General features: G+C 65.1%; 24 protein-coding genes. 11 read left to right on the forward strand and 13 right to left on the reverse strand.

Annotated elements, in window-relative coordinates; genetic code table 11:
- Window positions 1–32: 32 nt before the first annotated feature.
- Window positions 33–812, reverse strand: coding sequence for an SDR family NAD(P)-dependent oxidoreductase (locus tag ACFWCF_RS09415; RefSeq protein WP_378560074.1), 780 nt, complete (start codon window positions 810–812; stop codon window positions 33–35).
- 195 nt (window positions 813–1,007) lie between these two features.
- Here ACFWCF_RS09415 and ctaD point away from each other — a divergent pair, with 195 nt between their 5' ends.
- Entirely contained in the window at window positions 1,008–2,765 is a 1,758-nt protein-coding gene (gene ctaD / locus ACFWCF_RS09420) for a cytochrome c oxidase subunit I (protein WP_378560077.1), read from the forward strand.
- A gap of 4 nt (window positions 2,766–2,769) precedes the next feature.
- Here the strand turns inward: ctaD and ACFWCF_RS09425 are convergent, their stop codons facing one another.
- Window positions 2,770–3,453: a TetR/AcrR family transcriptional regulator gene (locus ACFWCF_RS09425; protein WP_378560080.1), complete on the reverse strand. Its 684-nt coding sequence runs from the start codon at window positions 3,451–3,453 to the stop codon at window positions 2,770–2,772.
- Window positions 3,454–3,629: 176 nt separating this feature from the next.
- Here ACFWCF_RS09425 and ACFWCF_RS09430 point away from each other — a divergent pair, with 176 nt between their 5' ends.
- The 7 genes from ACFWCF_RS09430 (at window position 3,630) to ACFWCF_RS09460 (ending at window position 11,558) form a co-directional block, all read left to right on the forward strand.
- A complete protein-coding gene (locus ACFWCF_RS09430; protein WP_378560083.1) occupies window positions 3,630–4,472 on the forward strand; it encodes an urea amidolyase associated protein UAAP1 in 843 nt (280 codons plus the stop codon).
- Between the two features lie 3 nt (window positions 4,473–4,475).
- Window positions 4,476–5,156, forward strand: a complete 681-nt coding sequence (locus ACFWCF_RS09435; protein ID WP_378560086.1) for an urea amidolyase associated protein UAAP2 — start codon at window positions 4,476–4,478, stop codon at window positions 5,154–5,156.
- 7 nt (window positions 5,157–5,163) lie between these two features.
- Window positions 5,164–7,134, forward strand: coding sequence for a 5-oxoprolinase/urea amidolyase family protein (locus ACFWCF_RS09440; RefSeq protein ID WP_378560089.1), 1,971 nt, complete (start codon window positions 5,164–5,166; stop codon window positions 7,132–7,134).
- Entirely contained in the window at window positions 7,131–7,904 is a 774-nt protein-coding gene (locus ACFWCF_RS09445) for a hypothetical protein (RefSeq protein ID WP_378488884.1), read from the forward strand. The genes ACFWCF_RS09440 and ACFWCF_RS09445 overlap by 4 nt, the downstream gene beginning before the upstream one ends.
- Complete coding sequence (locus tag ACFWCF_RS09450) at window positions 7,901–8,929, forward strand: isopenicillin N synthase family dioxygenase (RefSeq protein WP_378560092.1); 1,029 nt, start codon at window positions 7,901–7,903, stop codon at window positions 8,927–8,929. The genes ACFWCF_RS09445 and ACFWCF_RS09450 overlap by 4 nt, the downstream gene beginning before the upstream one ends.
- A gap of 19 nt (window positions 8,930–8,948) precedes the next feature.
- Entirely contained in the window at window positions 8,949–10,427 is a 1,479-nt protein-coding gene (locus ACFWCF_RS09455) for a sodium:solute symporter family protein (RefSeq protein ID WP_378488886.1), read from the forward strand.
- Window positions 10,428–10,637: 210 nt separating this feature from the next.
- A complete protein-coding gene (locus ACFWCF_RS09460; protein WP_378560095.1) occupies window positions 10,638–11,558 on the forward strand; it encodes a phosphodiesterase in 921 nt (306 codons plus the stop codon).
- Between the two features lie 8 nt (window positions 11,559–11,566).
- On the opposite strand, the gene ACFWCF_RS09465 is transcribed toward ACFWCF_RS09460, so the two are convergent.
- From ACFWCF_RS09465 to ACFWCF_RS09480, 4 genes are all read right to left on the reverse strand, one after another.
- Window positions 11,567–13,051, reverse strand: a complete 1,485-nt coding sequence (locus ACFWCF_RS09465; protein ID WP_378491833.1) for a stealth family protein — start codon at window positions 13,049–13,051, stop codon at window positions 11,567–11,569.
- A 321-nt stretch (window positions 13,052–13,372) separates the two neighbouring features.
- The gene (gene dmpG / locus ACFWCF_RS09470; RefSeq protein ID WP_378491790.1) at window positions 13,373–14,401 is read right to left on the reverse strand and encodes a 4-hydroxy-2-oxovalerate aldolase; all 1,029 of its coding nucleotides are present in this window, start codon (window positions 14,399–14,401) and stop codon (window positions 13,373–13,375) included.
- Window positions 14,401–15,342, reverse strand: a complete 942-nt coding sequence (locus ACFWCF_RS09475; RefSeq protein WP_378491791.1) for an acetaldehyde dehydrogenase (acetylating) — start codon at window positions 15,340–15,342, stop codon at window positions 14,401–14,403. The genes dmpG and ACFWCF_RS09475 overlap by 1 nt, the downstream gene beginning before the upstream one ends.
- On the reverse strand, window positions 15,339–16,163 hold the full coding sequence (locus ACFWCF_RS09480) for a 2-keto-4-pentenoate hydratase (protein ID WP_378491792.1): 825 nt from the start codon (window positions 16,161–16,163) through the stop codon (window positions 15,339–15,341). The genes ACFWCF_RS09475 and ACFWCF_RS09480 overlap by 4 nt, the downstream gene beginning before the upstream one ends.
- Before the next feature lie 69 nt (window positions 16,164–16,232).
- On the opposite strand from ACFWCF_RS09480, the gene ACFWCF_RS09485 reads away from it, so the two are divergent.
- From ACFWCF_RS09485 to ACFWCF_RS09495, 3 genes are all read left to right on the forward strand, one after another.
- The gene (locus ACFWCF_RS09485) at window positions 16,233–16,988 is read left to right on the forward strand and encodes an IclR family transcriptional regulator (protein WP_378491793.1); all 756 of its coding nucleotides are present in this window, start codon (window positions 16,233–16,235) and stop codon (window positions 16,986–16,988) included.
- Between the two features lie 82 nt (window positions 16,989–17,070).
- The gene (locus ACFWCF_RS09490) at window positions 17,071–17,430 is read left to right on the forward strand and encodes a PadR family transcriptional regulator (RefSeq protein ID WP_378491794.1); all 360 of its coding nucleotides are present in this window, start codon (window positions 17,071–17,073) and stop codon (window positions 17,428–17,430) included.
- The gene (locus ACFWCF_RS09495; RefSeq protein WP_378560263.1) at window positions 17,430–18,788 is read left to right on the forward strand and encodes a permease prefix domain 1-containing protein; all 1,359 of its coding nucleotides are present in this window, start codon (window positions 17,430–17,432) and stop codon (window positions 18,786–18,788) included. The genes ACFWCF_RS09490 and ACFWCF_RS09495 overlap by 1 nt, the downstream gene beginning before the upstream one ends.
- 96 nt (window positions 18,789–18,884) lie before the next feature.
- Here the strand turns inward: ACFWCF_RS09495 and ACFWCF_RS09500 are convergent, their stop codons facing one another.
- The 7 genes from ACFWCF_RS09500 to ACFWCF_RS09530 all read right to left on the reverse strand — a co-directional run.
- Window positions 18,885–20,411, reverse strand: coding sequence for an AMP-binding protein (locus tag ACFWCF_RS09500; protein WP_378560098.1), 1,527 nt, complete (start codon window positions 20,409–20,411; stop codon window positions 18,885–18,887).
- A 92-nt stretch (window positions 20,412–20,503) separates the two neighbouring features.
- The gene (locus ACFWCF_RS09505) at window positions 20,504–21,406 is read right to left on the reverse strand and encodes a hypothetical protein (protein ID WP_378560101.1); all 903 of its coding nucleotides are present in this window, start codon (window positions 21,404–21,406) and stop codon (window positions 20,504–20,506) included.
- A 91-nt stretch (window positions 21,407–21,497) separates the two neighbouring features.
- Entirely contained in the window at window positions 21,498–22,268 is a 771-nt protein-coding gene (locus ACFWCF_RS09510; protein ID WP_378560104.1) for a hypothetical protein, read from the reverse strand.
- 76 nt (window positions 22,269–22,344) lie between these two features.
- Window positions 22,345–22,680 carry a hypothetical protein gene (locus ACFWCF_RS09515; protein WP_378560107.1) on the reverse strand — a complete coding sequence of 112 codons (336 nt, stop codon included), beginning with the start codon at window positions 22,678–22,680 and terminating at the stop codon, window positions 22,345–22,347.
- A 45-nt stretch (window positions 22,681–22,725) separates the two neighbouring features.
- Window positions 22,726–23,322, reverse strand: coding sequence for a DUF3558 domain-containing protein (locus ACFWCF_RS09520; protein WP_378560110.1), 597 nt, complete (start codon window positions 23,320–23,322; stop codon window positions 22,726–22,728).
- A gap of 210 nt (window positions 23,323–23,532) precedes the next feature.
- Window positions 23,533–23,868, reverse strand: coding sequence for a hypothetical protein (locus ACFWCF_RS09525; protein WP_378560113.1), 336 nt, complete (start codon window positions 23,866–23,868; stop codon window positions 23,533–23,535).
- A 49-nt stretch (window positions 23,869–23,917) separates the two neighbouring features.
- Window positions 23,918–24,325: DUF3558 domain-containing protein (locus ACFWCF_RS09530; protein WP_378560116.1), on the reverse strand; the 408-nt coding region annotated here is incomplete at its 5' end.

The raw sequence follows: 24,325 nt of genomic DNA on the forward strand, positions 1-24,325 counted from the left end.
CCATGCGTTGTACATGGAAATCGGCCGACGGATCATCGACTTCGAGGCCCCGGTGCCATGGCCGCTAGGTGGGCGGGCATATCCGGGTAACGGCGCGTATGGGCGCCGCCGTTGAGATCGACGGTCGCTCCGGTCATCCACGACGCCGCATCCGACGCGATGAACGCGACCATCTCGGCGATCTCCTCAGGTTCGCCCGCACGCCCCAACGGCATGTTCTCCAGGTAGTCCTCCCGTAGGCCCGGGACCAGAGCGACCCCCGCGGTCAGGGGCGTGTCGACGAGCCCGGGCGACACGGCATTGACGCGGATCCCCCGCGATCCCAGTTCGAGCGCCGCGACCTCGGTGAGCATGAGTACTCCCGCCTTCGCCGAGCAGTACGCCGCCATTCCCGACGCCGGTTGGCGACCGTTGAGCGACGCGATGGTGGTGACACTTCCCCCGTCTCGCAGTACGCGACCGGCATGCTTGAGTACAAGGAATGCGCCGGTCAAACAGACGTCGAGCGTTGACTTCCACTCGTCCAACCCGAGGTCGGTGATCAGCCCGAGTGCTGACAGCCCCGCGCATCCGACCACCGTGTCCGGTGCGCCTTCCCTGTCGACGACGCTCGAGAACAGCGCCTCCACCGACGCTTCCTCGGTGACGTCCACGTGGAGTGCGCGAACACGATCGCCGAGTTCCGCTGCCCGCTCGGAGGCGGCCTGCTCGTTCACGTCTGCGACCACCACTGTCGCTCCGCGCTCATGCAGGAGACGACACGTTGCCCAGCCGATGCCCGACGCTCCGCCCACGACCACAGCTACCTTCACGAATGCTCCTTCGAGAGTCCGGTTTCCGAGGAGTTCTACTCGCATATCCCGGATTCGGTCAATCCGTGCCCATGCCGCTGAACGAGGTCTACGCTCGGGAATACCGGCCTGTTCCGGGGCGCTCATGCATGCGGTCTGGGAGGTGCCGGGAACAAGGCCGCACGTCGGCACCGCGGGTCGTCCGGGAGGTTCGTCATGAATCCGGTAGTGGTGGAAGCCCGAGCAACAAGGCCGTATCCGGAGCGGCGAGCCCGCAAGGGGGCGGTGCTCTACAAGCTCATCACGACGACCGATCCGAAAACGCTCGGGATCATGTACATCGTCACCGCCTTCGCCTTCTTCCTGGTCGGCGGGCTGATGGCGTTGCTGATGCGCACCGAACTCGCCGTGCCGGGTCTGCAGTTCCTGTCGAACGAGCAGTACAACCAGCTGTTCACGATGCACGGCGGCATCATGCTGCTGCTCTATGCGACACCCATCGTGTTCGGCTTCGCCAACTACATCCTCCCGCTGCAGATCGGCGCCCCCGATGTCGCATTCCCCCGATTGAATGCGTTCAGTTACTGGCTGTTCCTGTTCGGTGCGCTCGTCGTTCTCTTCGGTCTGATCACTCCCGGTGGTGGCCCGGATTTCGGCTGGACCTCGTACATGCCGCTCGCCAACGCGATCCACGCACCCGGGGTCGGTGCGAGCCTGTGGTTCGCCGGCCTGGCAGTCACCGGCCTCGGCACGATTCTCGGTGGCGTCAACATGATCACCACAGTTGTGTGCATGCGCGCGCCGGGTATGACCATGTTCCGGATGCCGATCTTCACGTGGAACATCTTCATCACGATGATCCTGGTGCTGCTGGTGTTCCCCCTTCTCACCGCGGCGTTCATGGGGGCGTTGGTCGATCGGCTCCTCGGCGGACACATCTACGATCCGGCGACCGGCGGTGTGCTGCTCTACCAGCACCTGTTCTGGTTCTTCGGGCACCCCGAGGTCTACGTGGTCGCGCTGCCGTTCTTCGGCATCGTCTCGGAAATCTTCCCCGTCTTCAGCCGCAAACCGATCTTCGGGTACTCCGGACTGGTCTACGCAACCATCGCGATCGCGGCGCTGTCCGTCGCGGTGTGGGCCCACCACATGTACGCGACCGGTGCGGTGCTGTTGCCGTTCTTCGCGTTCATGACCTTCCTCATCGCGGTGCCGACCGGCGTGAAGTTCTTCAACTGGATCGGCACGATGTGGCGAGGTCAGATCACCTTCGAGACGCCGATGCTGTTCTCGGTCGGCTTCCTGATCACGTTCCTGTTCGGTGGCCTGACCGGGATCATCCTCGCAAGCCCGCCGCTCGACTTCCACGTGCACGACACCTACTTCGTGGTGGCCCACTTCCACTACGTGCTGTTCGGCACCATCGTGTTCGCGACGTACGCAGGCATCTACTTCTGGTTCCCGAAGATGACGGGCCGGATGATGGACGAACGGCTCGGCAAGTGGCATTTCTGGCTGACGTTCGTCGGGTTCCACACCACGTTCCTGGTGCAGCACTGGCTCGGCAACGAAGGTATGCCACGTCGGTATGCCGACTACCTGCCATCCGACGGGTTCACCAACCTCAACGCGGTCTCCACCATCGGGGCGTTCATCCTGGGTGCGTCGACGTTGCCTTTCCTGTGGAACGTGTTCAAGAGCTACCGCTACGGCAAGGTCGTCACGGTCGACGACCCGTGGGGTTACGGCAACTCACTCGAATGGGCCACCACATGCCCGCCGCCGCGTCACAACTTCACAGAATTGCCGCGCATCCGCTCGGAACGCCCCGCGTTCGAGCTGCACTACCCGCACATGTCGGATCGGATGCGCGCTGAGGCGCACGTGGGTCCCGGCAGCCAGAAGCACAACGTGAGTGTGCTCGAGGAAGGTGCGGAACGCACCCCACCCGACAGTGCGGACACACAACACTGACGCCTCATTCGCACGCGCGAACAACGCCGAGTGACTCACCCGCGAGACCGACGACGAGTGCCCGCGCCCGATCCACGACGTCAGAGGGACGGCCGAGTACGGTGAGCGCCGCGGTCGCCAGGGTTTCGGGAAGACGCGCGTCGATCGGGTGTTCGTCGGCGCGGATGTCGATGACCGATTCCACGAGCCGGAACGGCAGGTCGGCGCGCGGATCTCTGGCGGCGAGTACTCCGCCGCCGAGTACCTCGACCGCGAGGTCGCGGTAGCGCCGGGCAAGGCGTAGGCGTCCTTCCCTGAACGTCTCGAACGGGTCGGTGCGGACCTCCGGCAGCATGTACAGGGCGCCCAGATTCCACCGCCCCGCGCACAGTTGCGCCGCGTCGTACCACGTCAGCGCGCACAGCAGCACCTCGGCCGGTTCGGTGTCGTCGAGGCTCTCGTCGAACTCGACGGTCGGGGTGATGGTGTCGTGGAGCAGTGTGGCGAGGATGTCGTTCTTCGTCGCGAAGTGGTTGTAGAGCGACGCCTGGCGCATGCCGACGGCGTCGGCGATCTGCCGCGTCGTGGTGGTCGCGAAACCGCGCGTGCTGAACAACTCTGCGGCGGCGTCGAGGATCTCCGCGCGGGCGGTGTTGCCCGGGCGCCTGGGGCTTGTCAGCCGTGGTCGGCCGGGTCCTGCTCTGGTCACATCGACACCCTGCCACAGCGAGTTATGTTGCTGCCCAATCTGATCGATGTGTGAGCGTTACGTCATCCGCCCGAAACATCGGCCACACACTTGTTACGCCGAGGACATCCCCCGAAGATGCGCGCTCTGAAAACTGTCACTCGACAGTTTCCCCGTCCACGACGAATCGGAGCGCCATGACCGAGACACTCGCGACAGCCACGACCCACGCCGCCCGAACCCACGCACGTGCCCAGGCCGGAACCGTCACCGATGCCATGCCGATCGTGCCTGCGTCGGCGTGGCCGACCCCACCCAACGGCCGCTCCGTGTCGATGACCTGGGCCGAGACCGTGCCGGGCGGCCGCTACACCAGGAAGGTCCTCGCCCGCGGCACCCGCCTGCGTCTGCGCGACCTCGACGGCGCCGCGTGCGCCCACCTCCTGCTGTTCCGCGCCGACGCCCCGCACGAGCGGCTCAACGTCGCCGACACCGTCAAGGTGCCGTGGCAGGCCTACCTCGGCGTCGGGCATCCACTGCTGTCGGATCAAGGCCGCGTACTCGCGACCGTCGTCGCCGACACCTCCGGCCACCACGACGCCCTCTGCGGCACGAGCCATGCCGCCGGAAACGCCGCGCGATACGGCGCGGGTGCGCTGCACTCCGCGTCGCCGGCGGGACGTGAACTGTTCAAGGTCGCCGCAGCCAAGCACGATCTGCAGCCCCGCGACCTCCCGCCGTCACTGTCGTTCTTCCACGGCATCCGCGTCGGGGACGACGGCGCGCTCACCAGCACCGGCACTGCGGGCGCCGGCGCGTATGTCGAACTGCTCGTCCACCTCCCGATCATCGTGCTCATTGCCAACACCGCGCATCCGCTCGACCCGAGCCCCGACTTCGCCACCACCTCCCTCGAAGTGACCGCGTGGCGTGCCGCCGGCGACCTCGATTCGGTCGGTACCTCCGATCCCGAGTACCGACGCGCCGTGCTCAACACCGAAGACGCCTGGGCTGCTGCCGAATCCGGAATGGAGAACTGAGACATGACCGCCACCCTCGACACCGCCACCCTCGACACCGCCACCCTCGACACCGACGCACTCGTCCCCGGAACGGTCGTGCTCGACGAGACCGTCGAACTCCGCGGCCCCTGGTCGGCGGTCGTCGCCGCCGGCGACGTCCTGACCATCGTCGATCTACACGGCAACCAGGCCGTCGACACCCTGATCTACGACGCCCACGACACCGCCTCCCGCTACAGCGCCGCCGCGACCGTTGCGGGACAGGGCAACTTGTTCCTCTCCACCGGATCGGTGCTGCGCGACGCCGACGGCGAACCGCTCATGACGCTCGTCGGCGACGAGGTCGGCAACCACGACACCGTCGGGGGTGCCTGCTCCCAAGAATCGAACACCCTCCGCTACGGGCACCACACCAAACATCAGCACGCATGCGTCGAGAACTTCCTGATCGAAGGCGTCAAGTACGGGCTCGGTAAGCGAGACCTGGTGTCCAACATCAACTTTTTCATGAACGTGCCCGTGGAGACCGATGGCACCCTCGGCATCGTCGATGGCCTGTCGGCGCCAGGCAAGCGTCTCGCCATCCGGGCCGAGCGCGACGCGCTGGTGCTCGTCTCCAACTGCCCGCAGATCAACAACCCGTGCAATGGTTTCGATCCCACACCCGTGCGGATGATCGTCACACGCCCGCAGGAGGTGTGAACCGGCCATGACCACGAAGATCACCGTCGAACGCCCCGGAATGCTCACCACCGTCCAGGACTATCCGGGTCGCGCCGGATACTGGCAGATCGGTGTCCCGCCGTCCGGGCCCATGGACGACCTGTCGTTCCGGCTCGGCAACAGCTCCCTCGGAAACGACGAGGGTGCACCCGGCCTCGAATCCGCCATGGCCGGGCCGGCTCTGCGTTTCACCGAGAACACCGTGGTGTGCGTGACGGGCGCCCCGGTCGCGGTGCGCGTCGACGGTGAGATCGTGCCGCAGTGGCGGCCGGTCACGGTTCCGGCGGGCGGCCTGCTCGACGTCGGAATGATCGACGGGCCGGGCCTGCGTGTGTACGTGCTGATTGCCGGCGGCCTCGACGTTCCCCAATTCCTCGGCAGCACAGCCACCTTCACTCTCGGAACATTCGGTGGTCACGAGGGCCGCACCCTCCGCGAAGGAGATGTGCTCGTCGTCGGTGACGCCACTGCGGCCAAGCACACGGCAGTGCCCTCCGAACACATCCCCGCACTGACGTCGCACTGGCAGATCGCGGTCACCGAAGGCCCACACGGCGCACCCGAATTCTTCACCCGCGCCGACATCGACACCCTCTACGCCACCGACTACGAAGTGCACTTCAACTCCGACCGCACCGGCGTCCGACTCGTCGGCCCGGTACCCGAATGGGCCCGCACCGACGGCGGTGAGGCCGGACTGCACCCCTCGAACATCCACGACAATGCCTACTCTGTCGGCGCACTCGACTTCACCGGTGACACCCCGATCCTCCTCGGACCCGACGGCCCGAGCCTCGGCGGCTTCGTGTGTCCGGTGACCGTGGCGTCCGCCGACCGCTGGAAACTCGGTCAGCTCGCCCCCGGAAACACGATCCGGTTCGTACCGGTGCGCGCCGAGCGCGTCGCATCCCGCCGCACACTCGGAACCGCGCGTCGCGCAGGGTTGTCGCTGGTCACCTCCACCGGCGGCGACGGCGACGACGGGGTGCTCGCCCGCCGCGACGGCCATACCGACGTCACCTACCGGCGCAGCGGCGACGACAACGTGCTCGTCGAATACGGCGACATGACCCTAGACCTGGGCCTGCGCGCCCGCGTCCACGCACTGCACCAGCGTCTCGACGCCGACCGGCCTTGCGGCCTGCTCGAACTCACCCCGGGTATCCGCTCGCTGCAGGTCAAGGTCGACCCCGACGTCCTGCCCGTCAAGACCCTCCTCGGCCACCTCGCGGAGGTCGAGGACACCCTCGGCGACAGCGACGAACTGGAGGTACCCAGCAGACACGTGCGGCTGCCGCTGTCGTGGGACGACCCCGCGACCCGCGAAGCCATCCAGCGCTACATGCACGGCGTGCGCTCCGATGCGCCGTGGTGCCCGTGGAACATCGAGTTCATCCGCCGCATGAACGGCCTGGACACCGTCGCCGACGTGTTCGACACCGTCTTCGCCGCCGAGTACATGGTGCTCGGGCTCGGCGACGTGTACCTCGGCGCGCCGGTCGCGACGCCGCTCGACCCGCGACACCGGCTCGTCACCACCAAATACAACCCCGCGCGCACCTGGACTCCGGAGAACGCGGTCGGGATCGGTGGCGCGTATCTGTGCATCTACGGGATGGAAGGCCCGGGCGGCTATCAGTTCGTCGGACGCACCACCCAGGTGTGGAACCACCGGCATCCGCAACAGGCCGGGCCGTTCGAGGACGGCACGCCATGGCTGCTGCGATTCTTCGACCGCATCTCCTGGTACCCGGTCGATCCCGAGGAGCTACTCGACCTGCGCGCCGACCTCGCCGCCGGTCGCGGTGGGGGAGTGGAGATCACCGACGGCACCTTCTCCCTCGCCGAACACCGGAAGTTCCTGGTGGACAACACCGAACCGATCGACGCCTTCCAGCGCGTGCAGTCCGTGGCCTTCGCGCAGGAACGTGCACGGTGGAAGGAAGGCGGCGCGTGACGGTCGCTACGTCCCTCTCGGGAACCCGTTTCGAGCGCACCCTGCTGAGCAGACCGGAGCATCCGGACGACACGACGACTCGTGTCACCTGGCTACAAGGACGCGCACTGTACTGCGATCTTCGACAGCCCGCCGCGCTACCGAAGATCGAGGCACCCGCGCTTCGTGCCCTGGGTATCGGAGACCTCCTCGTGCTGGCTGATCAGGACGGATTCGCCGGCCCACTGTTCGACAACGGCGACCACGTCGAATGGGGCCGCACAGTCGCGCTGCACCCGGCAGGCCCGACACCGGACGCGGGCGCGCTGAATGCATTCGACCACGGCACCCTCGTCGAGCAAGGCATATTCGAGGACTACATCGAACACTGGCGGATCGCCGCCACCTCACCGGACATCGACGAGTACCTGCTCGAGGACCTCGACACCGGTGCACCCGGAGTCGTCGTGCGCGTGGGCGGCGACTTCGCATTCGCCCGGGGCCGTACCCACGTGCTCGACAGTCCACCGCTCGACAGTCCACTGCACGAACAGATCCGCGGAGCCGCGAGCCTACGCGCGGCACAAGACCTCTTCGACTGTGAGATCGCGCTCGGCGTTGTGCGCGGCGAGCAGTGGATCATCACCGCCTCGAGTCTCCCGTATCGGGTCGGTGCACACCTGAATCCGGTGTTCGGCGACCGGATCGGCACTCGCGACCACGACCTCGACGGGAATCCCGTCATGCGGAACTGGCAGCGACTCGACCCCGACTCCAGGAGAATCCCGTGACCTTCACCAGTATTCCGGTCATCGACGTCACCGCTCTCATCGTCGGCACGGATGGACGCGACGTCGTGGTCGACGAACTCGGCCGAGCGGCGCGCGGGGTGGGCTTCGCTCAGATCATCGGTCACGGAATCGATCGCACCCTGATCGACGAGCTGAAGGGCGCAGCCGAGCGATTCTTCGCGGAACCGGAAGACACGAAAATGTCGGTGTACATCGGTAATTCCACCAATCATCGTGGATATGTCCCGGCAGGGGAGGAAGTGTTTGCCGGAGCCACCCCCGACCACAAAGAGGCCTACGACCTCTCGATCGATCTCCCGGCCGACGACCCGGACTATCGTGCGGGCAATCCGTTGCTCGGACCCAACCAGTGGCCCACGCTCGACAACTTCGACGGCCCCGTCACCGCCTACTACGACGCGATCTTCGGTCTCGGCCGAGTAATCCTGCGCGCCTTCGCCGAAACTTTGGGTGAGCCAGCGGATCTCTTCGATCGATATGTCACCACCCCACCCGCACAGCTGCGGATGATCCACTATCCGCACGACCCGAGTGCCGACGACCGGCCGGGTATCGGTGCCCACACCGACTACGAGGTGTTCACGCTCCTGCTGCCCACGGCGCCGGGACTCCAGGTCGTCAACGCCGAGGGCACCTGGATCGACGTTCCGTACCGTGACGACGCATTCGTACTGAACATCGGTGACCTACTGGAGATTTGGACCAACGGGATATTTACAGCGACGTCACATCGGGTGCGTAAGGTAGCCGAAGAGCGTTACTCGTTCCCGCTCTTCTTCAATGTCGACTACGACACGTGGGTCGAACCCCTGGATCGATTCGTCGGTGAAGACGGTCCGCGGTACGACGGTGTACGAGCGGGCGAGCACCTGTTCGCGCAGACCGCCCAGAGTTTCGTCTACCTCCGTCGCCGTCTCGCTGATGGTGAGATCGCTCTTCCCGACAATGCACGCCCTCTCTACTCGCTCGGACGCGAAGCCCAACGCAGCGCTCCTGCCGTCTGACCCTCTCGATGGAGCTGTCATGATCATCACCGGTGTCGCCGTGTGCCTCGTAGTTCTGCTCGGGGCCGGTTTCTATTCCACTCGCAAAGTTCGCGGAGATACCGGGAACTTCCTCCTGGCCGGCCGCTCACTGGGCGCGCCCGTCATCGCGGTTCTGCTCATGTCGCAGGTCATCGACTCCAACGCGACCCTCGGCAGTGCAGACCTGTCCGCCGCATTCGGTTTCTGGGCCGGCGCTGCGATGCCACTGGGTATTGCAGTGAGCGTGCTCCTCGTGGGCCTGTTCTTCGCGAAGAAGCTACGCGCTACCGGAGTGGTGACCCTTCCCGAATATTTCGGGCAGAGGTTCGGGCGAAGCACCGAGATCACCGCGTCGGTCCTTACGGTCGTGAGCTTCGGGATCCTGCTCGCGGGCAACTTGGTCGCGCTGGGCTACCTGCTCGAATACTTTCTGGGCCTGAACTACACGATGGCAGTGCTGGTGATCATCCCGTTCGTGCTCGCCTACACCATGGCCGGTGGGATGTTCGCCAGCGTCTACACCGGCATGGTGCAGTTCGCCGTGATGGTCGTCGGAATAGTCTCGCTGCTCGTTTGGGTTGCGTTCGGCCCCGGCTTCTCGAGCCCCGAAGGCCTCGGGATAGGTAACCTGGGTCAGCTCACCGATCCCGCGCAGGGTGCAGCGATCAACTGGGCGACGATCGTCGCGCTCGGCCTCGGCAACCTCGTCGCGATCGACCTGATGCAGCGCGTGTTCTCCGCCAAGTCGCCGCATGCCGCACAGCGTGCCTGCTTCTCCGCAGCGACGGGCATCCTGCTGCTGTGCGTCCCGCTGTCGTTCGTCGCACTCGCGGCGGTCTCCATCGTGGGGGACAAGGCAGCTGATGCGCCGATCCTGTACGTGCTGCTCGGCGAGTACACGCCGCAGTGGCTGTCGATCCTCGTCCTGTCGGGTCTCGTCACTGCGTCGCTGACGACGATCAGCGGAATCCTGCTGTCCACCGCGACTGTGCTGGTGCGCAACATCTTCCGGGTCGGTGGTGAGCACGCCGCGATGTCGTCGGATGTCATGAAGGCGACTCGCTGGGCGATGCTCCCGATGGCGGTGCTCGGTGCGATCGTCGCACTGCGAGTCCCGCAGACCGGCATCCTGCTCACCCTCACCTTCGACCTGCTGCTCGCGTCGCTGGTGGTGCCGTTCATCCTGGGCCTGTTCTGGACGCGCGGTGACGGCGTTGCCGTCGCCGCGGCTGCGATCGTCGGTATCGGGGTGCGCGTCGGGTTCTTCGTCCTGACACCCACCATCTACGGTGTCGACAACACCCTGCTGTACATCCCGAACGATCTGGTGACGGCCGACGTCGACGGGTGGACGACATTCCTCGCCGTGATCGTCTCGCTCGTTGTGTACGTCGGCGTGGCGCTGGTACGACGGCCGACTCCGACGCCGATGCCCGCTGCAACCTCGGGCCCGGAGAAGGAACTGGTCGCGGCGTAGATGTGAACCACCCGAGGCGCGGTCGGGACCCACCGGTAGGGCCGGTGGGTCCCGACCGCGCGTGTGCGCAGGTCATGGTTGGTCATCGGGTGTTTGCCGGATCTTTCCCAGACGAGGCCGCGGCGGTCGTGTTGGAGAGGTACAACAGATGCGGTTAGCCTCGAAGTCGGCGTGGAATCCTGAAACGTCGCCGAACGGAAGCGAGTGATCATGACCGGCTCCGCCGAGTCAGAGCGAGTAGCCGAGTACCCGCGGCCGTCGCACACCCTCCTGCACCTCAGCGACACCCACCTGGTGGGTGGAACCGAACTGCTCTACGGCACGGTCGACAGCGACGCGCACATCCAGCGCATCGTCGACGACATCCGTGCGTCGCAGGTTCGTCCCGACGCCCTGGTCTTCACCGGCGACCTCGCCGATCGCGGCCAGCCCGACGCCTATGCGAAGCTGCGCGCGATCGTCGAGCCTGTGGCGCAGGAACTCGATGCCCGGGTGATCTGGGCGATGGGTAACCATGATGACCGCGCGACCTTCCGCGAGCGTCTGCTGGATCAGGCACCGGATTCCGGACCGATCGACCAGGTTCACTACGTGAACGGTTTGCGGGTCATCACCCTGGACAGTTCCGTGCCCGGATTTCACCACGGCGAGATCGGCCCTGACCAACTCGAATGGCTCCGAGGCGAACTCGCGACGCCCGCGCCGTTCGGAACCGTGCTCGTGCTGCATCATCCTCCGGTGCCGTGCGTGTTCGACCTCGCGGTGCTCGTCGAACTTCGAGACCAGGCCGGGCTCGCCGACGTGGTGCGCGGCTCTGATGTCCGAGCGATTCTGGCGGGTCATCTGCACTACTCGACCACGGCGACGTTCGCCGGAATCCCGGTGTCGGTGGCGTCGTCCACCTGCTACACCCAGGATCTCAATGTCCCGAGCGACTCGCAGCGCGGCCGTGATGGAGCACAGGGATTCAACCTCGTGCACGTCTATCCCGAGACCATCGTGCATTCCGTTGTGCCGACCGGCAGCTATGCGCTCGCCGGCCGGCACGTCTCCGCCGAGGACACCGCGCAGCGTCTCGCTGATGCGCGGGTCAGGATCCCGGAAAACCCGGGGCTCACACTCGACGCCTGACCGGGAGGTCAGCGGGGATAGGCGGTTTCCCACGGTGCGGGGATCGGATAGTAGTGCTCCAGGAACTGCGTGACCTTCGCGGTGCGCACTTCCAGGTCCACCTCGGGGGCGCTACCGTCGTTGAGACAGATGAAGTCGGTTCTGCGCCTGGCGAGCAGCGTATCGAGTTCGCGTAGGCCCGAATTCGTCGTCGTGTCGACGTACTTCACGCGGGCCGACAACTGTTGTACCGCGCGTCCCGTCATCAAGGCGTAGTAGTGGTAGAAGGAATTGGTCACCGAGATGTTGTCGACGGCGCGGAAGGGGCTCCCGGCGGTCGCGGTGAACTCGGTGTCGAACTCTCGCTCCATCTCCTCCACGATGCTCCGCCTCAGTGGTGCAGGCGCATGCTCGAGGTGATGGGTGATCGTCACCCCGAAGCGCTTTCGCAGCAAACCTCGATTGACACGCGCCGAGTTCTCGAAACCGCTGCGTTCGCTGTGGTTTCGTCCGAGACCGATTCGAACCTCGGACTCGATGAACTTGCTGATCCCGGCCGGAGAGAAGAACACCTGAGGATCCACCGAGCGGCCGAAGAACATGTCGTCGTTGGAATACACGAAATGTTCCGACAATCCGGGAATGCGATGTAACTGTGCCTCGACGGCCTGCGAATTATGCGTCGGCAGCATCGACTGGTCGGCGAAGAACTCCTCACTGCGCACAAAGGTGACCCGGTCGTCGTCGGCGAGCCATTCGGGTCGATCCGAGTCGGTTGCGACGAAGATCCGTCGTACCCACGGGGCGTACATGTTCACGGAGCGGAGCGCGTACTTCAGTTCGTTGATCTGCCGGTAGCGTGCGGGGGAGTCGTCGCCCTCTCCGACCACATAGCTCTGCATGAGCTTGGCGCGCTTGGCCTGGAATGATTTCGACGACCCGTCGACCCAGGAGAAGACGAGGTCGATCTCGAACGGAAGTCCCGACGGGTGTGCGTCGAACATGCCCTCGATGGTCGGCCAGGTTCGTCCGTACCGCTCGACGGTGGTGGACACCAGTTCGCTGCGCAGCACCGTATTTCGCGTGAGCGAATTCGGTCCGGGGAGGACGAGTTCGTCGCCGCGTCGTTGCCACAGCTCGATCCCCACACCGCTGGAAGCGCCGTACCGCAAACCGCTCACAGGCTCCACCCGCGGACGATACAGCCGGAACGCGCGGGCCTTCCGGATCTGGGACAGGCGTCCGTCCGCTACGAGTACAGGGCGAATGCTCTTTGCCCCGAGCGTTTTCGAATAGAACGGTTGATCCGTACATGCCGATGCCAGGCTCGCCTCGAGGATCTTCCGGTCGGCCCGGTCGACGGCCAAGCAGGGACGATCGTTCGCTCTACGGATCAGTGTGTACGCAATACCCGCCGTGTCGAGGACATCCCGGATGAACAGCAGATCCTCGACCATCGCCTGGTGCGGTGTGGTCGTCGCGATGGGCAGGACGTAGCGGTCGGTGTGCCAGATCGGAACGAGTGGCCGATCGGGGATCGGCGGGAGTGCGGGAAGGGACACCGCGCCCGGATTCGTGGGGACAAGTGAGGTCGAGGGCTGTGCCTGGGTGATCGTGGAGTGCTCCGTTCGGTGAGATTTTTCCGATAGAGCGCCATCCTAGTCGCAATTGTTCACCGAGAGAAGTGGGGGAAATCGCAGGTGAAACGGGATGTCATCAAATTTCGGTGTACGAGTGTTCTCTGTTCGCGGACAGGTAGGGCTGCCAACGGCGAAGTCCCCGCCCGAGAAGCTCGGACGGGGACCCGGTCCCTTGTGCGACTGTGCGCGATCGCGTCAGGCGGACGCGGCCTCGCGCTCGGCGACGAGGTTGAGCGCGATGTCGACGATCATGTCCTCCTGACCACCGACCAGCTTGCGCTTACCGGCCTCGAGGAGGAGGGTGCGCACGTCGATGCCGTAGCGTGCGGACGCGGTCTCCGCGTGACGCAGGAAGCTCGAGTACACACCGGCGTAGCCGAGGGTGAGGGTCTCACGGTCGACGCGCACCGGGCGGTCCTGCAGCGGTCGGACGATGTCGTCGGCTGCGTCCTGCAGCTTGAACACGTCGCAGCCGTGCTTCCACTCGTACAGGTCGGCGACGGCGATGAACGCCTCGATCGGGCAGTTACCGGCACCGGCGCCGTGGCCGGCGAGCGAGGCGTCCACGCGGTACACGCCCTCCTCGACAGCGATGACGCTGTTCGCCACCGACAGTGAGAGGTTCTCGTGGGCGTGGATACCGATCTCGGTGCCCTCGTCCAGGATCTCGCGGTAGGCGCGGACGCGGTCGCGAACACCGCCCAGGGTCAGGCGTCCGCCGGAGTCGGTGACGTACACGCAGTGCGCGCCATACGATTCCATGAGCTTGGCCTGCTCGGCGAGTTCCTCGGCCGGAGCCATGTGGCTCATCATCAGGAAGCCCGAGACATCCATGCCGATCTCGCGAGCGGTGGCGATGTGCTGCGCGGAGACGTCGGCCTCGGTGCAGTGAGTGGCGATGCGCACCGAGCGCACACCGAGGTCCCATGCGCGCTGCAGGTCGTGGACGGTACCGACACCGGGAAGCAGCAGCGTGGTCAGACGGGCGTTCTGCAGCACCTCGGCTGCCGCCTCGATCCACTCCCAGTCGGTGTTCGAGCCCGGACCGTAGTTCACGGAGCCGCCGGCGAGGCCGTCGCCGTGCGCGACCTCGATCGCGTCGACGCCCGCGTCCTCGAGGGCGGTGACGATGCGCTTGACGTCGGTCGGCGAAATACGGTGACGCACCGCGTGCATGCCGTCGCGGAGGGTGACGTCCTGAACGAAGACGGTGGTGTTGCTCATCAGGCGTTGTCCTTCTTCTGTGCGATCCGCTCAGCGATCTGGAGTCCGGCGGAGGTCATGATGTCGAGGTTGCCTGCGTACGCGGGCAGGTAGTGGGCAGCGCCCTCCACCTCGAGGAAGACCGAGACCTGGTGGGTCGGGCGGTTGCCGTCGACGAGCAGCGTCTCGACCGGCTGATCTTCGGGGATCTCGGTGATCTGCACCTGCTGCTTGAGGCGGTAGCCCGGCACGTATGCCGCGACGTCGCCCACCATCTTCTCGATCGACTGACGGATCTCGTCGTGGGTGGACGGGTCCGGTGCGTCGACGAGGCAGAACACCGTGTCGCGCATGATCAGCGGCGGCTCGGCCGGGTTCAGGATGATGATGGCCTTGCCCCGGCGGGCGCCACCGACCGTCTCGATCGCCGACGACGTGGTCTCGGTGAACTCGTCGATGTTCGCGCGGGTTCCCGGGCCGGCCGACTTCGACGCGATCGACGCGACGATCTCGGCGTACGCCACCGGCACGACGCGAGACACGGCCGCGACCATCGGGATGGTGGCCTGGCCACCGCATGTCACCATGTTCACGTTCTGCGCGTCGAGATGCTCGTCGCCGTTGACGGCGGGCACGACGAACGGGCCGATCGCGGCCGGCGTGAGGTCGATCAGACGCTTACCCAGCGGAGCGAGGCGCGCGTTGTTCGCGATGTGCGCCTTCGCGGAGGTCGCGTCGAACACGATCTCGATCTCGTCGAAGTTCGGCAGGTTCACCAAACCCTCGACGCCTTCCGCAGTGGTGGGCACCTTCATGCGTGCGGCGCGGGCGAGGCCGTCCGACTCGGGGTCGATACCGACCATGGCACCCATCTCGAGAACCTCGGAGGTGCGCAGAACTTTGATCATCAGATCGGTGCCGATGTTGCCCGATCCGATGATGGCAACCTTGGTCTTGCTCATGCTTGCTTTCCTTCCACGAAACGGGCTGTCACGGTGCCCAGGCCGGACACGGTGACGGAGACGGTGCTGCCTGCGGAGACGGACGCCATCGGGCCGAGTGCACCCGACAGGATCACCTGGCCTGCCTTCAGCGGCTGACCGAGTTCGCGGGCGGTCTGTGCGAGCCACACGACGGCCTGAATCGGATCGCCGAGGCAGGCGGCGCCGTTTCCGGTGGAGACCTCGGTGCCGTCGATCTCCATCGACATGGTGACGTCGACGGGCTCGAGTTCGTCGAGCGTGCGGCGTTCGGTGCCGAGTACGTACACACCGGATGACGCATTGTCGGCGACGGTGTCGCCGAATTTGATGTCCCAGTTGGCGATACGGCTGTCGCAGATCTCGAGTGCGGCGACGGCGTAATCGATGGCGTCGCGCACCTGAGCGGTGTCGAGCGGACCGTCGACGAGATCGGCGCCGAGCACGAACCCGACCTCACCCTCGACCTTCGGCTGGATCAGCAGGCTCATCGGGATGTCGGCGCCGTTGTCGAACGCCATGTTGTCGAAGAGCACTCCGAGGTCGGGTTGACCGACACCGAGTTGTTCCTGCACGGCCTTGGAAGTGAGGCCGATCTTGCGGCCCACGATGACGGCGCCCGACTCCGTGCGGCCCTCGTTGAAACGCTGCTGCACGGCGTAGGCCGCGACGAGGTTGCTCTCGCCGATCAGGTCGCGGATCGGAGCGGTCGGGGTGCCGCTCGCTGCGGCGGACACGAGGCGGTCTGCTGCGGCGGCGATGTCCGCTTCGCTGACCGCTGCGATGTTCGTGGGGTTGCTCATGACCTCTACTGTCCTGCGTCGGGGCCTCATGCAACAACGATTCGTCTCACTGAGCGATACGCTGATCTCGTGACAGCGAATCTGGACACGGTGCTCGGCAAGGCGGTGACGATCCTTCGTGCTTTTCGACCCGACGACAATGTCCTGCCGCTGGCCGAGCTCGTGCGGCGCACCGAACTCCACAAGGCCACGGTCCACCGACTCTCCGGGGAGTTGGTTGCGAACCGGTTGCTCGATCGCGTCGAGGGCGGTTACCGCCTCAGCGGTGGGCTGTTCGAATTGGGGATGCGGGCCTCCGTCGAACGCAGCCTGCTCGAGATGGCCATGCCGTTCCTTCAGGATCTGTACGAACGCACCCACGAAACTGTGCACCTGGGCGTGCGTGACGGACTCGATGTCGTCTACGTCGCGAAGATCGGCGGACATCGGCAGGCCAAGTCGCCGTCGCGGACGGGAGGGCGAAATCCCTGGTACTGCACCGCAATCGGAAAGTCACTGATGGCCCACGCCGACCCGGAGTTGCTCCGGGAAGCGTTGTCGATGCGCATGGTTCGGCGCACACCGCACACCATCGTCGCCCCCGGAATTCTGCGCAAGCAGCTCGAGCGGGTCGTCGAAACCGGTGTCTCCTTCGAGCGGGAGGAGTCGGCGTTGGGTATCACCTGCGTGGCGGCGCCGGTGTTCGGAGCCGACGACGAGATCGTCGCCGCCATCAGTGTCACCGGTCCGACCGGACGTTTCGTGCCCGAGAGTCACCTCGCGGCGGTCCGTGCATCCGCCGAAGGTCTGCGCAGCACCGTGGGGCGCCGTGAGCGGCTGCGCTGAACGAACTCAACCCTAGAGGAGCAATGTACCTAGAACTGCTAGGGTATGTTCCGCACCTAGATGAGCTAGGTATAGGAGGGTCATGCACATCGACAAGGACCTGGTGGCCGCGTCGGCGACTCCCTTGGTGCTCGGAATACTCGCCGAGGGTGAGTCATACGGCTACGCGATCATCAAACGCGTCAACGAACTGTCGGACGGTCGCATGCAATGGACCGACGGAATGCTCTACCCGCTGCTGCACCGGCTCGAGCGCAACGGCTGTGTATCCGCGTCCTGGCATATCGCCGAGAACGGTCGTCGACGGAAGCACTACACGATCACCGAGACAGGCAGGAAGATGCTCGCCGAACGTGTCGCACAGTGGACGGTCGTCGCCGACGCCTTGCATCAGGTGTGGGAATCCACCATTTCGCCACCGACGGCCGAAGGGTGGGCATGATGGCCATCGACGCACAGCTCGAATCGCAGATCGCGCAATGGCGAGGATACGTCTCGGGGCATCGGGTGATCTCGCCGGCCGATGTCGACGAAATGGAAGGGCATCTGCGCGATCAGGTCTCGGACCTGTCGACCGCCGGACTCACGGCGGGCGAGGCATTTCTCGTCGCGGTGGGACGAATGGGCAGTGTCGACGCCATTTCGCGGGAGTTCGCGCGCGAACACTCCGAACGGTTGTGGAAGCAACTTGTGCTCGTCCCGGCCGATTCGGACACCCACCCGACGCGCAGACCGCGCGAATTCGGCGTGGTTCTCGCACTCGCAGTAGGGGCAGGACTGGCCGTCAAGGCCGGCCTCGAATGGCTTTCCGAACCGGTCCTCGCGCGCAATCTGAGCATCGTGATCCTGCCCTTCCTGGTTGCGTACTTCGCATGGAAGCGGAACATGACCGTTCGGAGCGGAGTGGCCCTTGCGGCACCCTTCGTGGCAGCGGCACTGGTGCTGAACGTCTTCCCCTTCGAGGAAGGTGGAGTCACCGAGATCATCGCGGCGATCCACGCCCCGATCGTGTTGTGGCTCGTCGTCGGTGTGGCATACGTCGGAGGAGAGTGGCGTTCCGACCGCCGACGCATGGACTTCGTCCGGTTCACCGGCGAATGGGTCGTCTACATGGTCCTGCTGGCGCTCGGCGGTGGAGCGCTCGCGGGCCTGACAGCTGGAACGTTCGGGGCGCTGGGCATCGACATCGGATGGTTCTTCGAAGCGTGGGTCCTTCCGTTCGCGCCGGTGGGTGCGATGATCGTGGCGGCGTGGCTCGTCGAAGCGAAACAAGAAGTGATCGAGAACATTGCGCCCGTGCTGACCCGGGTGTTCACACCGCTCACCATCGTCATGCTGCTCGCCTTGTTCGCGGCATTCATCGCTGCGTTCGTGTCGTCGCGGAGTGTTCTCGACGTCGATCGGGAACTGCTGATCCTCATGGATCTGATCCTCGTCCTCGTGCTCGGACTGCTGCTGTATGCCATCTCCGCTCGCGACCCGCACACACCGCCCGATGTGTTCGACATGGCCCAGGTGGTCCTCGTGGTTGCCGCGTCGGCCGTCAACGTCCTCATGCTCGCTGCCATGCTCACGCGCATCGCGGAATTCGGATTCACGGCGAACAAGGTGACCGCGCTCGGGTTGAACCTGGTACTGCTGATCAACCTGTGCGGAGCCGCGTGGCTGGGCATCCGATTCGTCCGCGGACGGTGCGGATTCGGTCCCGTCGAACGGTGGCAGATGCAGTATCTGCCCGTATACGGCGCGTGGGCCGCGCTGGTGGTCGTCGCGATCCCACCGCTGTTCGGCTTCGTATGACCCGCGACGCGGGCGAGGTAGAAGGGCCGCTATGACCGAGGACCGATGCGCCGGGAAGATCCGGCACATCGGTCCTCATCCATTCGGCTCCTCGGATCAGGACCGGTTTCGGAGCAGGTACTTCTGGATCTTGCCGGTGCCGGTCTTGGGCAGCGGACCGAAGATCACCTTCTTCGGCGCCTTGAAGCCGGGCAGCGACTCGCGCGCGAACGCGATCATCTCTTCCGCGGTGACTTCCGCGTCGTCCACCAGCGACACGTATGCGACCGGTACCTCACCCCATCGCTCGTGCGGTTCGGCCACCACCGCGGACTCGAGGACTTCGGGGTGACGAGCGAGGACCTGCTCGATCTCGATCGACGCAATGTTCTCGCCACCGGAGATGATGACGTCCTTCGACCTGTCCCGCAGTTCGATGTACTGGTCGGGGTGCATGACGCCCAGGTCGCCGGTGAGGAACCAGCCCGAACCGAACGAAGTCGCGGTCGACTCGGGGTCGTTGTAGTACCCGAGCGCCACCGTGTTGCCGCGCAGCGCGACCTCGCCCATCGTTTCACCGTCGGCGGGGACGTCGTTGCCGTCCTTGTCGAGGATCCGCACCGGGAATCCGACGACGTTGGCGTTGCCCTGGCGTGCTTTGAACCGGGCCTGATCGTCGATCGGGGCGGACTTCAACTCCGTCGGGAACTCGCAGAGCGTCGACGGACCGAACGTCTCGGTGAGCCCGTAGAGGTGCGTGACGTCGAATCCGAGGTGACCGAGCCTCTCGAGCATCGTCGGCGACGGCGGTGCTCCACCGGTGCCGATCTGCACCCGCCGGTCGAGTTGATGTGCCGAGCCGTGCGCAGCGAGGTCGATCAGGACCGTCGGCGCCGCGTTGAAATGGGTGATGGATTCCGAGTCGATGAGTTCCCAGATGCTTCCGGCGTCGATCTTTCGCACGCACACGTGGGTGCCACCTGCCGCGGTGACCGCCCACGTGAAGGTCCACCCGTTGCAGTGGAACATCGGGAGAATCCACAGGTAGGCCGTCTCGGTGTCGAGCTTGTTGTGGAACGCCATCGCCATCGCCTGCAGGTAGGCGCCGCGGTGGTGGTACATCACGCCCTTCGGCCTGCCCGTGGTACCCGACGTGTAGTTCAGGGCGATCATCGAATATTCGTCCGACACCGCGAGTTCCAGCTCGTCGGCGCGTTCGAGCTGAGCTTCGTACTGGGCCGAGTCGAGCTTCGCAGGCACGTTGACCTGCTCTGCGACTCCGCGCAGCGACTCGTCGTACAGCAGTACCGTCGAGCCGGAGTGGTCGACGATGTACTGCAGCTCCGGCGCGGTGAGGCGGGTGTTGAGAGAGACCAGCACGGCCCCGGCCATCGTCGCGCCGTAATGGGCGTCGAGCATCATCCGGCTGTTCGGTGCGAGCACCGCAACTCGATCGCCCGGCTCGACGCCGAGGGACGCGAGGAGACCCGCGAACCGTCGCGCCCGTCCCAGCCACTCCTTGTAGGTGATGCGGACATCGCCGTCCACGACCGCGACCCTGTCGGGAAAGAGCATTGCGGAGCGGTGCAGGAACGACACCGGCGTCAGCTGCATGTCGGTGGGCGGGCGATTCTCGGGGTGCATCACGGTCCTTCCGATCGTGTCCTGACGATTGTATGGCAGGAGAGTGCCACGCGGTGACACTGAGTGCCATGGGCGTCGGTTACAGTAGCCGATCAGGACGCTCTTGTCCGTGCCCGGTCGGCCGCACGCTCGAACCGCCGCGCGACCACCTCGAACTGCTCCAACCCTGACCAGTCCCACCTGACGACTTCGAGCCCCAGGTCGCGGAGGGAATCTTCGCTGCGCTTCTCGTCGATGAGGTCGAGCGGCCCGGTGTACTTCTCGTGGTCGTCGAACTCTCCGACAACCCCGAGCGCTTCCCAATAGAAGCCGACGCGGACGCGTCGACCGTCGTAGGTGAGGAGCTCACGTCGGAGGTCGGGGACGGGAAGGCCGTACTCACGCATCCGAATCCTCGACAGCGACTCACCGACGCTGTCGCTGCGGCCGTCCAGGAACTGCAACACCGACGAGGCCGACACCAGACCGTAGCGGCAGCGGGACGCCTCGAGCACGCGGGAAATCTGGGATGCGGCGCTCGGGTCGAGGCGCAGCGCCGCATCTCCGACGGCGACGGCCTGGTCGCGGGGGAGAGTCCGGGCGAGGTCGACGACGGTGCGGGCAATCGACGTCACCGGAACACCGAGGACGTGCGTGATCTCGCCGTCGTCCCAGTGCGTGGTGTGAGCGTGAAGACCTGCCGTCACGCGACCACTGCGGCTGGGCGGGCGGGAGACATGGACGCGGCGCAGCGGAACATCCCACACGTCGATGCCGTGCAGCGCCGCAGCGGAGATGTGACTGATCGCCTCATCCGGGTTCAGAGTGGAACCGACGTGTCGTGCATGCACGCGGTGAAGCTCCACGGTATCGAGTGCATCGAAGTCCTTGCGCCACAAATACAGTCCGTGAGCGACGTTGGCGAGCTCGCCCGACCGCAACGCCCTCCTGATGCTGTTCTCGGACATGCCCGACGCGATGAGCGTTTTCCTGGTGAGTCCCCGTGGTTCGTCCATGAGCGGATAGTGCCGCGAGAAGAGCGCCGCGCGGCAGCGAAAATCGTATTGCTGCCGAATCTGTGGATGAAATGCGTGCCTGTGGACAACTTCAGAACAAGCGCGGAGTCGCGTGCGAGCCGTCGCGCACCTCGGCCATGCGAGCATCCCAGCGTTCGACGAGCCACATCTCCACCAACTCCGGGCGGGTCTGAATCTTCTCGGCCCACCCGCTCAGGAGCCCGACGTAGCGGAGGTAGCGGCGCAGCGTGAAATCGGCGACCGACGGATCCTCCAACCAACCCTCGTGCACGAGCGTCGACACGCCGTGCTGATCGAGCAACTGCGCGGGCCCGGACTCGGTGTGCACATCGACGGCCCACAGATACGTGGCGAACAGTGGAACTCCCACGCCGGGGGTGTCGGGCCATCCCGACCACGTGAGCCGGGAGTTGTCCGGTAGCGACTTGGTCTTCGCGCAGTAGTCGAGGACACCCTTGATCTTGTCGAGAGGGCTGCGTCCGGCGGGTGCATGAGCATCGACAATGTTCGGGAAGCGACGCGCAGAGCGTCGCCGCGGGTGCGCGCTGCGCCATGCCGCGCACAGGAACAGCAACCCCACACCATCGTGATCGGCGTTGACGAGTTCACTGCCCAACCGCAGGTCGTTGCGGGGGACGACGGCCTTGCCGCTGGTGACGATGCGCCCGTCGAGATTGCGTCCGCGCAACCGAATATCGTGGCCGGCGTCCTCGAGGTGGTCGTTCCACCACTTCAGGTCGACTGTCACCCCGTCGTCGAGCACCTGCAGGTCGTACATGCGGAGACGGCACCAGTCGGCACAGGCTTTCGGTGGCTCGAACCCTTCGTCGTAGGCATGCATGCAGGTCAGCGTGCCATGAGAATGTGGCATGTCGGGGGGAAGACACGCGAGGCGTAATCGATCCGATTTCGTCCGGTCAGACTGCGGAGTCCGGATCGATGGCCTGGAGTTGGCGGACCCAGTCGAACTCGGCCTCGAGGAACGCTTGGCCGCCGGAGGCGAACGCATCCTGCAGTTGTGTGAAGGCAACGATGAACTGGTCGACCCGTTCCTGGGCTGATTCCGGTGTTCCGGCGGCCTTTCTGGAGTAGCCGGCGGCGAGTTGCTTCGCGGACTCGAACTCGCCGAAGCCTTGTGTATCGGTGAGGTTGTTCGCGATGTCTCGAGCTGCTTCCAGGGCCTCGATCGTCGTCTGGCAGATTGCGACGATCTCCTCGATGACGTGTGGTTCGAGTCTTACGAACTCACCCATACGAGTTCCTTCCTCGGTGATATGGGCCTGGCCGGCCTGAGCGCGTCAGGGGTGGAGGTGGGGGTCGAACAAGGCGACAGTGTGATCGAGCCCCTCACACCACTCATCGATCGGTAGCTTGCGCGCGTCGTCGGGAAAGTGGGTTCGCCGGAAGGTCACCATTCCGAAGTCGGTTCGAACGTTGATCGCGCACGTGTTCTTGTTGTTCGGATCGAGTTGGAGCAGAGCATCGCGTCCATTGACGCTGGTGCGGGTGGAGATGTGACCGTCCTTCTCCCATTCCTCCTCCAAGGTGACGTTTCCCGACAGAATCGTCAGCCGGGAGCGGTGCGGGATGCCGGGACTTGGGGTTGCACTTTTGAAGCTGCAGCCGAGGAAGGTGTAGGACTCCATCGGATACTCCGACGGACGTTTCGATCTCGGGTCGAATTCGGCTTCGACGAGCACGTCGTCGGGGAGGTCGAGGCACGGATCGAAAGTGATCGCCGGCCGGCCGGATTCGTCGACGACGCGGGGCGTGCGCGTCGTCGAGGTGACGGTCTCGGCAGCGCTCGGCGGGTTCTTCGGTGGTGCGTCAGTGCCGCATGCTGTTGTTGCTGCGATGAGCGCGATGCTCCCCGCGGCACGTTTCCACCCGTCCACGCGACCCCCCGATCCGCTGAATACCGGGGGAGACGGTAGCAGATCGGGTCTCGAGCAAGTTGGGTCGTTGAAGCTAGCAGGGTAAATGTGAACCTCGCAGCCCTGCCGGCCTACTGCCAGGGCTGCGAGGTTTGTATCAGGCCTGCTTACTTCTGGTGCTGTCCAATTCGGTGAGGTCGCAGCGACAACTGGTGATCGACGCTCGGTCGGTCAGACTGCGGAGTCCGGATCGATGGCCTGGAGTTGGCGCACCCAGTCGAACTCGGCCTCGAGGAACGCTTGGCCGCCGGAGGCGAACGCATCTTGCAGTTGTGTGAAGGCGGCGATGAACTGGTCGACCCGTTCCTGGGCTGATTCCGGTGTCCCGGCTGCTTTTCTGGCGTAGCCGGCGGCGAGTTGCTTCGCGGACTCGAATTCCCCGAAGCCTCGTGTATCGGTAAGACTGTCCGCGGTGATTCTTGCGTCTCTCAGAGCATCGATCGCGGTCTGACAGATGGCGACGATCTCCTCGATGACGTGTGGTTCGAGTCGGACGAATTCGCCCATGCGGGATTCCTTTCTGGACCGGATCGGCTGCGTGGAGGAAGCGGGTCCTCTATTGGTCGAGATGGGGTTCTAGTAGGGCTACTAGCTCATCGATACCAGAGCACCATTCGTCGATCGGTACCTCGCGGACGTGATCGGCGAAGTATGTCCGCCTGAATATCACCATGCCGAAGTCGGTTCGCACCGTGATCGCACAGTTGTTCTTGTTGCTCGGGTCCAGTTGGAGAAGAGCATCGCGCCCGTTGACACTGATGTGGCTGGATACGTGGCCGTCCTTTTCCCATTCCTCTTCCAAGGTGACGTTCCCCGCTAGGACGGTCAGCCGGTATTCGTCCAGGACATCGGGGATGTGGAACGTGCCTTTGAAGCTGCAGCCGAGGAAGGTGTAGGACTCCATCGGATACTCCGACGGACGTTTCGATCTCGGGTCGAATTCGGCTTCGACGAGCACGTCGTC

Origin of the sequence: Rhodococcus sp. NPDC060090 (genome assembly GCF_042729855.1) — a bacterium.
GTDB lineage: Bacteria > Actinomycetota > Actinomycetes > Mycobacteriales > Mycobacteriaceae > Rhodococcus.

What these genes read in the sequence shown, in the direction of transcription:
- ctaD (WP_378560077.1), top strand. Translation starts at nt 1,008, where the DNA reads ATGAATCCGGTAGTGGTGGAAGCCCGAGCAACAAGGCCGTATCCGGAG.
- ACFWCF_RS09430 (WP_378560083.1), top strand. Translation starts at nt 3,630, where the DNA reads ATGACCGAGACACTCGCGACAGCCACGACCCACGCCGCCCGAACCCAC.
- ACFWCF_RS09435 (WP_378560086.1), top strand. Translation starts at nt 4,476, where the DNA reads ATGACCGCCACCCTCGACACCGCCACCCTCGACACCGCCACCCTCGAC.
- ACFWCF_RS09440 (WP_378560089.1), top strand. Translation starts at nt 5,164, where the DNA reads ATGACCACGAAGATCACCGTCGAACGCCCCGGAATGCTCACCACCGTC.
- ACFWCF_RS09455 (WP_378488886.1), top strand. Translation starts at nt 8,949, where the DNA reads ATGATCATCACCGGTGTCGCCGTGTGCCTCGTAGTTCTGCTCGGGGCC.
- ACFWCF_RS09460 (WP_378560095.1), top strand. Translation starts at nt 10,638, where the DNA reads ATGACCGGCTCCGCCGAGTCAGAGCGAGTAGCCGAGTACCCGCGGCCG.
- dmpG (WP_378491790.1), bottom strand. Translation starts at nt 14,401, where the DNA reads ATGAGCAACACCACCGTCTTCGTTCAGGACGTCACCCTCCGCGACGGC.
- ACFWCF_RS09475 (WP_378491791.1), bottom strand. Translation starts at nt 15,342, where the DNA reads ATGAGCAAGACCAAGGTTGCCATCATCGGATCGGGCAACATCGGCACC.
- ACFWCF_RS09480 (WP_378491792.1), bottom strand. Translation starts at nt 16,163, where the DNA reads ATGAGCAACCCCACGAACATCGCAGCGGTCAGCGAAGCGGACATCGCC.
- ACFWCF_RS09490 (WP_378491794.1), top strand. Translation starts at nt 17,071, where the DNA reads ATGCACATCGACAAGGACCTGGTGGCCGCGTCGGCGACTCCCTTGGTG.
- ACFWCF_RS09495 (WP_378560263.1), top strand. Translation starts at nt 17,430, where the DNA reads ATGGCCATCGACGCACAGCTCGAATCGCAGATCGCGCAATGGCGAGGA.
- ACFWCF_RS09500 (WP_378560098.1), bottom strand. Translation starts at nt 20,411, where the DNA reads ATGCACCCCGAGAATCGCCCGCCCACCGACATGCAGCTGACGCCGGTG.
- ACFWCF_RS09505 (WP_378560101.1), bottom strand. Translation starts at nt 21,406, where the DNA reads ATGGACGAACCACGGGGACTCACCAGGAAAACGCTCATCGCGTCGGGC.
- ACFWCF_RS09510 (WP_378560104.1), bottom strand. Translation starts at nt 22,268, where the DNA reads ATGCATGCCTACGACGAAGGGTTCGAGCCACCGAAAGCCTGTGCCGAC.
- ACFWCF_RS09515 (WP_378560107.1), bottom strand. Translation starts at nt 22,680, where the DNA reads ATGGGTGAGTTCGTAAGACTCGAACCACACGTCATCGAGGAGATCGTC.
- ACFWCF_RS09525 (WP_378560113.1), bottom strand. Translation starts at nt 23,868, where the DNA reads ATGGGCGAATTCGTCCGACTCGAACCACACGTCATCGAGGAGATCGTC.